Origin of the sequence: Amycolatopsis sp. DSM 110486 (assembly GCF_019468465.1) — a bacterium.
Classification (GTDB): domain Bacteria; phylum Actinomycetota; class Actinomycetes; order Mycobacteriales; family Pseudonocardiaceae; genus Amycolatopsis.
The window spans coordinates 148,289-160,156 of record NZ_CP080519.1; the positions used below are offsets into that span (position 1 = coordinate 148,289).

The 11,868-nt window shown below is 73.0% G+C and carries 10 protein-coding genes; 1 reads left to right on the forward strand and 9 read right to left on the reverse strand.

Annotated features, from left to right (window positions below):
• Window positions 1–103: 103 nt before the first annotated feature.
• Window positions 104–1,837: a GAF domain-containing sensor histidine kinase gene (locus tag K1T34_RS00745; RefSeq protein WP_220242382.1), complete on the reverse strand. Its 1,734-nt coding sequence runs from the start codon at window positions 1,835–1,837 to the stop codon at window positions 104–106.
• Between the two features lie 136 nt (window positions 1,838–1,973).
• Between K1T34_RS00745 and K1T34_RS00750 the strand changes: the two genes are divergently transcribed.
• On the forward strand, window positions 1,974–2,969 hold the full coding sequence (locus tag K1T34_RS00750; RefSeq protein WP_220242383.1) for a nitroreductase family protein: 996 nt from the start codon (window positions 1,974–1,976) through the stop codon (window positions 2,967–2,969).
• Between the two features lie 21 nt (window positions 2,970–2,990).
• Here K1T34_RS00750 and K1T34_RS00755 read toward each other — a convergent pair whose 3' ends face one another.
• From K1T34_RS00755 to K1T34_RS00790, 8 genes are all read right to left on the reverse strand, one after another.
• Window positions 2,991–4,700 carry a GAF domain-containing protein gene (locus K1T34_RS00755; RefSeq protein ID WP_220242384.1) on the reverse strand — a complete coding sequence of 570 codons (1,710 nt, stop codon included), beginning with the start codon at window positions 4,698–4,700 and terminating at the stop codon, window positions 2,991–2,993.
• A 158-nt stretch (window positions 4,701–4,858) separates the two neighbouring features.
• On the reverse strand, window positions 4,859–5,317 hold the full coding sequence (locus K1T34_RS00760; RefSeq protein WP_220242385.1) for a DUF6292 family protein: 459 nt from the start codon (window positions 5,315–5,317) through the stop codon (window positions 4,859–4,861).
• Between the two features lie 269 nt (window positions 5,318–5,586).
• A complete protein-coding gene (locus K1T34_RS00765; protein WP_220242386.1) occupies window positions 5,587–6,225 on the reverse strand; it encodes a response regulator transcription factor in 639 nt (212 codons plus the stop codon).
• A gap of 210 nt (window positions 6,226–6,435) precedes the next feature.
• Window positions 6,436–7,629 (reverse strand): CHAD domain-containing protein, encoded by a 1,194-nt coding sequence (locus K1T34_RS00770; protein WP_220242387.1) that lies wholly within the window; start codon window positions 7,627–7,629, stop codon window positions 6,436–6,438.
• Window positions 7,626–8,525: a universal stress protein gene (locus K1T34_RS00775; RefSeq protein WP_255638211.1), complete on the reverse strand. Its 900-nt coding sequence runs from the start codon at window positions 8,523–8,525 to the stop codon at window positions 7,626–7,628. The genes K1T34_RS00770 and K1T34_RS00775 overlap by 4 nt, the downstream gene beginning before the upstream one ends.
• A 296-nt stretch (window positions 8,526–8,821) precedes the next feature.
• Window positions 8,822–9,688, reverse strand: a complete 867-nt coding sequence (locus K1T34_RS00780) for a universal stress protein (protein ID WP_220246920.1) — start codon at window positions 9,686–9,688, stop codon at window positions 8,822–8,824.
• A 5-nt stretch (window positions 9,689–9,693) separates the two neighbouring features.
• On the reverse strand, window positions 9,694–10,710 hold the full coding sequence (locus K1T34_RS00785) for a nitroreductase (protein WP_220242388.1): 1,017 nt from the start codon (window positions 10,708–10,710) through the stop codon (window positions 9,694–9,696).
• Between the two features lie 253 nt (window positions 10,711–10,963).
• Window positions 10,964–11,692, reverse strand: coding sequence for an alpha/beta hydrolase (locus tag K1T34_RS00790; RefSeq protein ID WP_220242389.1), 729 nt, complete (start codon window positions 11,690–11,692; stop codon window positions 10,964–10,966).
• Between the last annotated feature and the right edge of the window lie 176 nt (window positions 11,693–11,868).

Below are 11,868 nucleotides of genomic sequence, written 5' to 3' on the forward strand. Positions count from 1 at the left end.
GGACGACACCTTGGGTCACCGTCGAGCCTGGTCCGCGCGGCCGGCCCGGTGTACGGGCGGCGGTCACGAGGTCGAGGGACCTAAGACCCCCGGTGCCACCGGCTCAAGGCAGGGGCACCGTCCACTCGACCCGCGTGCCGCCGCCCGGGCGCGACTCGATGGTGAAGGTCCCGCCCGCCGATTCGGCCCGGTCGCGCAGGTTGCCCAGCCCGCTCGGCGAGACCTCGGCGGGCAGCCCCGCGCCGTCGTCCGCGACCGACACCCGGAGCACTTCGTCCTTGACCGACACCGCAATGGTCACCGACGTGGCGTCGGCGTGCCGGACGGCGTTGCTGACGGCCTCGCGGACCACGGCCTCCACGTGTTCGCCCAGCTGCGCGGGCACCGCGTCGACGGTTCCGGATATGCTCACCGTGGGATGCACGGGCGCGTCGTCGGTGAGCTCGGCAATCGCGTCGTAGAGCCGGTGCCGCAGAGTCAGCCCGGTCGCCCCCGCCGCGCCACCGTGCAGGTCGAAGATCGCGGTGCGGATCTCGTGGACGATCTCGTGCATCTGGTCGACGCTGTCCTGAAGCCGCCGTTTCAGCTCCGGTTCCTTCAGCCGGCGGCGCGTGCCCTGCATCGCCAGCCCGACCGCGAAGAGCCGCTGGATCACGTGGTCGTGCAGGTCGCGGGCGATCCGGTCGCGGTCGGACAGCACGTCCAGCTCGCGGGCGGCGCGTTGCTGGGCCGCCAGCTGCAGGGCGAGCGCGGCCTGGTCGGCGAACGACGCGAGGACCGGCAGCTGCGTCGCCTCGAACGCGGCGGCGCCCGGCTCGCGGACCGCGATCAGGACCCCTGACGTGCGGTCTCCCGTGCGCAGGGGCACCACGAGCGTCGGGCCGAACCGCCTGCCCCCGCCGAGATTCAGGGCCGGGATGCTGCGCGGGGTCCGGTCCCGATAGACCGCTCCCGGAACGGTCGAGGCGGTGTCGATCCGCAGGCCGGTGAGCTCGACCGCGCTCACGCTCGCGCATACGGTGATCGTCAGGTCGGTGGCCTCGTCGTCCCAGTCCTCGTCGACGTCCAGCCGACCGGAGTTGGGCAGCGCGAGCATCGTCACGTCCGAGCCGGTCAGCTCCAGGGCCCGTTCGGCGATCAGGTTCAGCGCGTCGGCCGGGTCAGTGCCGCCGAGCAGCTCGGTCGTGACCTCACTCGTCGCACCGAGCCACCGCTGCCGTAGCTGCGCCTGCTCGTACAGGTGCGAGTTCTCGATCGCGATCCCCGCCGCGGCGGCGAGCGCTTGCACCATCACCTCGTCGTCGTCGGTGAAAGCGCCACCACCCTGCTTCTCGGTGAGGTAGAGGTTGCCGAAGACTTCTTCGCGCACCCGGACGGGAACGCCGAGGAAGGAGTGCATGGGCGGGTGGTGGTTCGGAAACCCGACGGACGCGGGATGCTCCGAGATCTTTTCCAGCCGCAGTGGCTTCGCCTCGTCGATGACCAGGCCCAGCAGCCCGTGGCCCTCGGGCAGGTGACCGATGCGCTCCCGCGTCGCCGAATCGATGCCGAGGTACACGAACTCCGCGAGCGAACCGTCGGCGGCGAGCACCCCGAGCGCCCCGTACCGCGCCTCGCCGAGGTCGATCGCGGCTTGGACGATGCGGCGCAGCGTCGTGTCCAGCTCCAGTCCCGACGCCACCGCGAGCACCGCGTCGAGCAGGCCGTCCATCTTGTCGCGCGTGCCGATCAGCTGCTCGACGCGCTCTTGGAGCTCTCGCAGCGTCTCCCGCAGGCGCAGCTGTCCCAGGGTGCCCGAAAGCCTGCGGGCGCTCTCCCCAGACCCGGTTGCCGGCATCGGTCCGCTCGCCTCCCTCATCCCACGGCGTCGCCCGTGATGACTTTCTCCTCTGTCCGCGGCCGCGGCGGTCGACCAACCTGGCAGGGCAAGGCTCGACTCCGACCAGCACTCGCTTTCCACGGCCAGGAGACCGATGACCCTACAAGTGGCTGCGACCGGGCGGCTCACCTCCGAACAGGTGAGATCGGCTCTGCGCGCCGCGACGCTCGCGCCGTCGACGCACAACACCCAGCCCTGGCTGTTCGCCAGCGGACCGGGCGGAATCGAGGTCCGCGCGGACCCCGACCGGATCCTGCCCGTCGCAGACCCGGACCGGCGCGAGCTCCTGCTGTCCTGCGGCGCGGCGCTGTTCAACCTCCGCGCCGCGATCCACGCCAGCGGCGTGCACCCGGTCGTGTCCCTGTTCCCGCGCCGCCCGGAGCCGGACCTGCTGGCCGTGGTGCGGCCGGTAGGCGCCGCCTCGATCGACGACCGCCTCGCCCGGCTCGCGCGGGAGATCCCCCGCCGCCACACGAACCGATCGCCGTTCAGCGCCCAGGTCGTGCCCCCGTCGGTCGTCGGCCTGCTGCGCCACGCCGCGGAGCTCGAACAGGCCTGGCTGCCCCGCCTCGATCACGGCCAGGTGGCGGAGCTGAAGAAGCTGGTGCGGTCGAGCCACCGGACCCAGATGACCGATCCCGCGTTCCTCGCCGAGTGGCAGCGCTGGACCGCGTGCGAGGGGTCCAGCCGCGACGGCGTGCCGATGTCCGCCGGGGGGATCCTGCCGGCCGACGATGCCTGGGTCCTCCGTGATTTCGGAACCAGGGCCGCCGGCGCGCTCCGCCTGGGTACGGCGCCCGAACCCCTGGTCGTGGTGATCGGCTCGTTCGGCGACGACCCGGTCGACCGGCTGAGGACCGGCCAGGCCATGCAACGCGTGCTGCTGACCGCGACGGCGCTGGGGCTCGACGCGTCCTTCATCTCGCAACCGGTCGAAGTCGCGCACGTCCGCGAACGGCTCCGCGTGCTGCTCGGCGGTGGGGTCTGGCCCCAGATCATCCTGCGCCTGGGCCACGGTTCGCCGGCCTCGCCCACGCCGAGACGGGAGCTGGAGGACGTCGTGGTGGCTCCGACCCTGCTCACCGCCTGACGACCGCGCCGGCTCCCGTCCCTAGCCCGTCGGCACCGTCCAGTGCACGGAGCCGGCCTCGGCACCGTGGCCGACCCCGCAGGTCCCTCCGCGCAGCCGCGCGGCTTCCGCCAGCTCCGCGAGGTCCGCGGCGGCCGATTCTTCGAGGTCGCCCGTGCCGTCGTGCCGGATCACCGCGGTGAGCCGGCCCGGCTCGGACCGGATCTCCACCTGGACCCAGGCCGCGGCCGCGTGGTGCGCGACCAGCCGCAGGCCCCGCTCGAGGAAGGGCACCAGATCGGCGGCCACCAGCGTGTCCAGCTTGCCGGAGAACTGGGTCGAGACGGCGAACCCGAGCACGGGGGTGGCCTCGGAGAGCACCCGCAGGATCTCGTCGCGCTCAGGTGACGGGCCGGCGTCGGCCGGGTCGTCGACCGAGAACACGGTGGCCTGGATCTGGTCGATGACGTCGTCGAGGTCGGCGATCGTCTCGCGGACCCGGCGCGCGACGATCGCCGACCGGGCGAGACCGGCCGTCGTCTGCAACGCCAGGCCGGCGGAGTACAGCCGCCGGACCACCTGGCTGTGGAGATCGGCGGCGATCCGCTCACGTTCGTCGTACAGGGCGTTGCGCTGCTGTTCGGCCCGCGCCTCGGCCAGCTCGATCGCCACGGACGCCTGGTTGGCGAACCCCGCCGCCATCTCCAGATCGTCCACGGTGAACGGCGGGCGGCCCGAGGCGCGCGCCGCGGTGAGCACGCCGTTGACCTGCCCGCTGCCGATGAGGGGCACGACGAGAACGGCGTCCACGTCCATCTCGATCGCCGGCCGGACCGGCAGCCGCTCCCGCTGTTCGAGCCACGAGCCCATCATCGGCTCGCCGGTGAGGAAGACCGAACCGGAGACCGACGAGCCGACGGGCAGCATGAGGCCCTCCAGCTTTTCCGCGCCGGCCCCGACCGCCAGGTCCACGCGCAGGGTGCCCTCGGTGCCGGCCGGCCTGACGACCGTCACCAGTTCGGCGTCGGCGAGCTCCCGGGTGTGACGTGCGATGAGCGCGAGCGGGTTCTCCGACTCCGACGAGAGGAGCTCGCGGGTGATCGCGGCGGACGCCCGCAGCCACTCCTGCTGGACCCTCGCCGTCTGGTACAGGCGCGCGTTGTCGATCGCGCTGCCCGCGGCGGCGGCGAGGGCGAGCGCGAGCTCTTCGTCCTCGGCGCTGAACCGGCCGGTGACGCTGTCGGTGAGGTAGAGGTTGCCGAACACCGCGTCACGCACCCGGATCGGGACGCCCAGGAAGTTCGCCATCGGCGGATGGCCCGCCGGGAAACCGGTGGACCGCGGGTCGTCTTGCAGGCGGGCGAGCCGGATGGGCCGGGGATCCTCGACCAGGGCGCCCAGCAGCCCCTTGCCCTCAGGCAGGTGGCCGAGTTTCGCCACCGTCTCGGCGGCCATGCCCACGTGCACGAACTCGGCGAGCTGTCCGTCCGGGCCGATCACGCCCAGCGCCGCGTAGTGCGCCCCCACCAGCTCGCGAGCCGCCTCGACGATGCGCGTGAGCAGCGCGGGCAAGGCGAGGTCACTCGTGATCATCGTGGTCGCGCGCAGCAGGCCGCGCAGCCGGCCTTGGGTTCCCATGACCTCCTGGGCGCGTTCGACCAGCTGCGCGAGCAACTGGTCGAGCTCCAGCCTCGGCAGGTCGGGGAAGGTCAGCCTGCCTGGGTCGGGCTGGTCGTCCTGGGCTCCGCTCACAGCCGTTCCTGTCTTCGCCGCGGTCCTCGCACACCGCGCAGGTCGCCGCTCCGGACACCCAGTCTCCCATCCTCGTGAGCACCGTCAAGCCGGTGAAAACCCGACCGGCAGTCCGGGGCTGCACGGTGTTCACCCACGTTTCCACTGTGGACAAAAGGTCAACCGGCCCAGCGCAAGATCAGGACACCGGCGGAAGAGTTGTCGAGGCGGTACCGCAGCAACCGGGCGACCAGCTCACCCCGCTCACCACCGACCTCGGGCGGGACCGGTGCCGGGACCGCGTCGGCGGACCGGACGCCGGCCACGAAGCGGCGCACGGCAACCGGATCGGGCACGACCTCGTCGCCGAAGTAGGCGAGCACCAGCAAATCCTCACCGGAATGCGTTTCCATGGCGAACGACCAGCCGTACCGCTCATCCCACACCAGGGCTGTGTCCCGCCCCGGTCGCCGGCGCAAGCGCACGTCCAGCGCCACGTACGCCGAGACGGGGTCGTCGAGGTCCACGGTGCACGATTCCACCCCCACGCCCACCGCGGCACTCACCGCGGACAGGTAGCCGGTCAGGCCGCACCGCAGGCCGTGGTCGTCGTCGATGGCGGTCTGCAGTGGAATCACCCTCCAACGTGGTCGGCACCCACCGGCCGCTCGCGGCCGTGGCCTCTCCCGCCGCGACGTTACGACGGCGCGGCGGCGGCCCGATGGCGGCGTTCGGCCCCTGCCGCAAGGACTTTCGTCCCCGGCTCACGCCGGGTGGCCGCCGCGCGACCCGCAGCTCGGCGACGACGAGGAACCACAGTCCATTGAGGACGATCGCTCGAAGTGCTGCGACCCCGGAAACCCTTCCGGCATCACTACGACGCAGCGGCGCGCGGCCACGCGCCGGTTCAGTGTTCCTGGTTGCGCAGCTCCGTGGCCAGGACAGCGGCTTGAGTCCGGCGCGCCAGGCCCAGCTTGGCCAGCAGCCGCGAGACGTAGTTCTTGACGGTCTTCTCGGCCAGGAACATCCGTTCCGCGATCTGCCGGTTGGTCAGGCCTTCGCCGATCAGCTCCAGCAGCTTGCGTTCCTGGTCCGACAGTTCGGACAACGGGCCTTTCTTGGCCTGGCTCTCGCGCAGCCTGGCCATCAAGGCCGCCGCCGCGTGCGCGTCGAGCAGGGACTTGCCCGCACCGACCTCCCGGACGGCCGAAACCAGGTCCATGCCCTTGATGTCCTTGATCACGAACCCGGCGGCGCCGGCCATCACCGCGTCGAGCATCGCCTGCTCGTCGGTGTAGGAGGTGAGCATCAGGCACTTGAGCTCAGGCAGCTTCGACCGTAGCTCGCGTGCCAGCTCGATGCCGTTGCCGTCGGGCATCCGCACGTCCAGCACGGCGACATCGGGCCGGAGCGCGGGGATCCGGGCCAGCGCCTGCGACACGTTGCCGGCCTGCCCGACGACGGTGATCTCCTCGTCCTCGTCCAGCAGGTCGGCCACGCCACGGCGCACGACCTCGTGGTCGTCCACGAGAAAAACGCGGAGCATCGGCGGCCTCCCCGGCCCAGAAGGGATGACGCGGATCAGCCTACGACCGCCCGGCCCCGGGACCGCGATGACCAAAGTCCCGGGTCTCGAGCCGGAGGTCACGTCCGGCCGAGCCGGCGAGACCGAAAACCCGGCCGATCACGGTCAGACGTTCGTCGTCGGCCACCGGGAGCGCGGTGAACCCGGTTCTCCTCCTTGTCTTCCGCGGCCTCAACCCCGCATCGGCTCCAGTCCCCGCCGCAGGGTCTCCCACGCCGCGGGCAAGGCGGCGAGGCACTGCTGCGCGGCGAGCGCCTCGGTCGTGATCAGCAGTTCGTAGGTCGCCGCCGGATCGCCGGCCTCCGTCGCCGCCGACGCGAGTGCGCGCAGCTGCCCGCAGGCGACCGTCGCGTCCCGGTACTCCCCCAGCAAGTCCTGCACCGCACGGCAGTCCGCCAGCACGCGGTCCGCGACGAAGGGCAGGGAGTCCGCCGCCGCTTCGAGCGCGTACCGGAGCCGCTTCGCGCTTTTGCGCACCGCGTGGACGGCGCTCGGAGCCGAATCGGCGAACGCCGCTTCCAGCCGCGCGTCGGTCTCGGTCACGACCGTCCACACGAGACCCGGCAGGACGGCGCCTGCCGGTTTGAGTGCCGCCTTGCGCTGGTCGGACCGAGCCTGCTCCCGCAGCACGACCCCGAGCACTTCGAACGCGTTGAGCAGCTGGAGGTAGCGGTGCGAATCGAGCGCCTCGGCGCATTCGGCGGCGGATTCCTCGGCCGCCACGCCGAAGTGCCGCTGGACGTCGGCCCGGACCGGCCCCAGGATCGCCTCGTCCGACAGCTCGTCGAGGCGGCGCAGGAACCTGCGCCGCTGCACGTCGGTGTCCCACGCGGGCCCGACGCTCGCGGCGAGCCGGAGCAGCGCTGCGCACAGGCCGCGCACCATCCGCCGGCCACCGAGGACGGGGGCGAACGTCCACAACGCAGCCCTCAGGCGACGCGCCGCCGCTCTCAGGTCGTGCACCCCCTCGGGTTCGCCCAGCCGCACGGCCAGATCGGCGCGGGCGAGCGCCTCGATCTGCGTCTCCAGGTAGCCGAGCACCGCGGCCCGGGCGGTGCCCCCCGGTAACGCGTCCCGGGTCAGGCGTCCGCAGCACGGGCCGGTCACCGGGGTGAGCTCGAGGTCTCGGCTGTAAGCGCGGACGAGCCGGCGCAGCTCGTGCGGCACCTGGTCCGACTCGGGCGCCTCCACCCGGCACCCTCTGCCGTCGCCGCGGTCCAGCTGCCAGCTCGTGCCGACCCGGCTGAGCGTCAGGCCGTGCCGCCGCAGCCGCAGGCCGGCGGTGTCGTAGTAGTGGATGCCGTAGTGCAGGAGCGTGTACTCGGGTGCGGGACGCGGGCTCGTCGCCGGTGTCGTCACGGTCATGGCCGGCTCCCCGGGCGGACCACCGCGACGGGGCACGGGGAGTGGACCAGCAGCGCGTGGCTCGTGGAGCCGAGCAGCATGCCGGTGAACCCGCCCCGGCCGCGGGTGCCGACCACCACGAGCTGGGCGCCGGCACCGAGTTCCAGCAGGGTCCGGGCCGGCCGGCCGTGGGCGACGACCACCTCGACCGGCAGGTCGGGGAACTTCTCCCGCCAGGGCGCGAGCTGCTCGTCCACCAGCCGCCGTTCCCCGACGGCCATGTCCTCGGGACGGCAGTCCGCTTTCCGCGGCGAGCTCCCCGACGTGATCTCGTTCCAGGTGCGCACCGCCACGAGCCCGGTACTGCGAGCAGTGGCTTCTTCACACGCGTAGCCGAGCGCGTCGTTGCTGTCCGGCGATCCGTCGAGCCCGACGAGGACCGGTCCGGTGGTGGGCGGCGCGTCGTCCGGCTTTCGCCCGCGCACGACCACGACCGGGCAGGGCGCGCGGCCGGCGAGCGCGGCCGCGGTCGAACCGAGCAGGAGCCCGGTGAACCCCCCGAGCCCGCGGGAGCCCAGCGCCACCACCTCGGCACCGGCGCTCTCCCGCAGGAGCACGCCCACGACACTGCCCTCGACGGCGCTGCGCTCGACCGGCAGCGACGGCCACCGCGCGAGCACCGTCCCCTCGGCGTCGGCGAGCCCCGTCTCGGCCACGGCCCGGAACCCCTCCCGGACGGCGGCGACCGCCATGCCGGACACGCCTGGCCCAGGAACCGTGTACGCCTGCACCAGCTTCAGCACCGCGCCCCGGCGTGCCGCCACCGCCGCGGCCCAGACCGCGGCGTGGCCGGCGGAAGGCGACCCGTCGACTCCCGCGAGCACCACGCGGTTGTCACCTTCTGCCACTGCGCACACCCCCTCCGTTCCACCGAAGGGGATGCGTCCGTCGCCGCGTCGCGCGACCCTGCTCGTCGCGGACGGTGATCTCCGTTTCGGTGCCGACGACGGCATCCGGCCCGGGAAACACCGCGGCCCCGCGGTCGGCGGGGGGCCGGCGGCCTCCGGGTTGTGCGTGCATCGGTTCTCCTCGTTGTCGACGTCGCCGGTACGTCCCACCGTCGCGCAGCCGCGCCCAGGCGGGTCAGGGGACGAAGTCCCTTTTCCCGGGGACGAAAGCGCAGGTTGGATTCCCGGGCAGGACATTTCGGGACTCAGGTCCGCTGCTCCCCGCCGACCACCATCACGGGGCAGTCCGCGCGGTGGAGCAAGGCGTGGGTCGTGGAACCGAGGACCATGCCCGTGAACCCGCCGCGGCCCCGGCTGCCCACGACCACGAGCGCCGCCTCGGTGCTGCGTTCGAGCAGGCTGTCGCGGGGAAGATCGCGCTCGACAACCGGTTCGACGTCGACGTCCGGGTATCGCTCGCGCCGGCCGGCCAGGCGCTCCGCGAGCAGCCGCCGCTCGACGTCGCCGATGTCGATCAGCGGGCTTCCGCGGATGTGCGCGAACGGCCCGCCGCCCTCGCTGTCGTGCCACGCGTGCACCGCGACCAGCCTCGTGCCCCGGCGCGACGCCTCCTCGAACGCCCACGCCACGGCGGCCTCGCTCATCGGGCTGCCGTCGACGCCGACGACGACCGGACCACCCGCGCGCGTCGCACCGGTCCCGCGCACGATCACCACCGGGCAGCCCGCTCTCGCGATGAGGTCGGCATCCGGGGATCCGGCCAGCAGCCCGGAAAGTGTCCCGGTCGGCGGGCCGAGCACGAGCACGAGCGCGCCGGCCGAGGCCTGCCGCAAGGCGGCTTCGGCGCCGGCCGCACTGGTCTTGGTCATCACCGGCACACCCGGCTCGGCTGCCGCGAGTTCGTCACGCGTCGCCCGCGCCACCTCCTGCGCGAGCACGGCCTTGGTTTCGAGCCACGCCGACGCCATGGCGCTCGAAGCCGGGTCCTCCACCGCGCTCGCCGTGAGCACGGTCAGCGAGGTGTGCCACCGCGCCGCTTCGCGCACCGCCCACCGTGCGGCCGACGCCGCCTGCGCGCTCCCGTCCACACCCACGACGACCGGCCCGGCCATCCCTTTCACGACTCGCTCCAGAATGCCCCGACCAGGACTTCGCCCACCCCGCGACGCAGGCTCGCGGGCGCGTTCCCGGCCGGCCGGCCGAGCCGCATCAACGCTTGCGGAAACCCCGCGAGACCCCGGTCCTCGCACAGTGCCGAGCGCACTTCCGGCACGTGCAGTGGCTGCGTCAGCACCGCGGCCGACAGCCCCAGCGTGACCGCTTCGAGCCAGCCGCGTTCGAGCGCGTAGCCCGCGCGGACGTGGTCGGCGCGGCTGTCGTCGGCGGTCAGGAACAGCAGGAACGTCTCGGCCGCCAGCCGCGACCGCAGCACCCGCGGCTCGGGCACCTCGGTGGCGCGCCGGACCAGCCCGGCCCACGGCAGCTGACCCGGCGGCGCCACGGTGCGCCCCAGCCCCACGCCGTGGCGGTGCCCGACCTCGTCGCGGATCGTCCAGAGGGCGAGCTCGCGCTGGTAGGCACCGTCGTCCCCGATCGCGCGGGCGGCGTGGCCGAACAGCTCCGCGAGCTCGCCGGCATCGGTCAACGGCACAGCTTCGGCTCCGGTCGTCACCGCGGCCCGCGCCACCCGCTCGACCTGCCGCCGGGCGACCGGTAGCCCGCCGAAGCGGCCGCGATGGCTGCGCCGCGCCGCGATCGCCGCGAACCGCGCCAGGTCCTCCGCCGACGGCCCGCACCGCGTTGCCGCATCGACGCGCGCCACCACGTCCGGGCGGGCCGGATCGGGCAGGATCTCCACGTCGGCCCGCCGACCGAGCACCCGCACCGCCAGCTCGAGGTTCGCCAGTGCCGTCCCGCACGACATGGCGAGATCACGCCGCCCGGGATCGTGCTGCGGCAAGGCCACATCGGTCCGCTCCCGCAGCAGCACCGCACCGTCCTTCGGCTCCACGGCCCACGGCTGGGTGTTGTGCACCGACGGGGCCCTCAGCACCGCGCGTGCCAGAACCTCCACCTCGGCGCTCGTCCACGCACCGGCCCCAGGTGCCGGGGCGGGAACAGCTTCGTGGGACACGGCATCTCCTGGTGGCCTCGTCGGATCGGACCGGCTCAGCCAACCCCGAACGGCCGAGACCACGCGCCGGCCACAAGACACCGCCGCGAAGGACCAACGTCACCGGGTCCGGGTCGGTGTCCACAACGGACCCGGACCTGCCACTGCTTGCCTTTCCCGCCGTGGCAACGGATCTCGGCCCGCAGGCCCGGCACACAGTGCCGTGGCGACCTGGCTTCCCGCAGCCGCCGCGAGGAGGGCGGTCGCACCTGTCTCATTTCAGGTGCCGGGCGAAGAACCGGTTCCCGTCGTCCCCTTCGAACTGCGGGACGCCGGTGTGCCCGCCCATGTTGGCGTGCAGCGTCTTCTCCTTCGAGCCGAAGGCGTCGAACAGGTCCAAGGCCAGCTGCCGGTCGTTTCCCTCGTCGTCCCACTGCAGCAGGACGTGCAGCGGGATGGTGACCTGTCGGGCCTCCTCGAACATGCCGCGGGGCACGAAACTCCCGGCGAACAGCAGGGCGGCCGCAATGCGCGGTTCGACCACCGCCAGCCGGACGCCGAGGGCGATCACCCCTCCCGCGAGCCCGACCGGCCCGCCTATCTCGGGCAGCGCAAGAAGGGCGTCCAGGGCGGCCTGCCATTCCGGGACCGCCTTCTCGACCAGCGGCGGGATGAGCCGCTCGACGATCTCCTCGACCGGCTCGCCGGACTGCAACGCCCGGCGCAGGTCGGCGCGGGCCTGCTCGGCGGCGGCGGAGCGAGGCCGGTCACCGCTTCCGGGGAGCTCGATCGTGACCGCGGCGTAGCCTTCCGCCGCGGAGTGCCGGGCCCGGGCCGCCAGCCGGGGGTACATCTTGCGCAGTCCGCCGGGGTGACCGAGCAGGATCAGCGGGGCCGGCTCGGATGCCGGTCCGGGGGTCCACAGGATGCCGGGGATCTCGCCGAGGGTGAACTCGCGCTCGAGGACGCCGTCGTCGAGGCGCTGTTCGGCGGTGAATCGCATGGTCTTGCCTTTCGGGAGTGCTCGTGAACGGCGCTCCCGGGCGACCTACCGCCCGACCGTGACCCCTGAGGAGAGCACCCATGTCGTTGCGTTCACGGGTACCACCTCCTCGGTCTCTCGCACGGCCTCCGGCAAACTAGCAGCGGTCGCCTCGGTCCGCCACCGCGTTTTCGCGG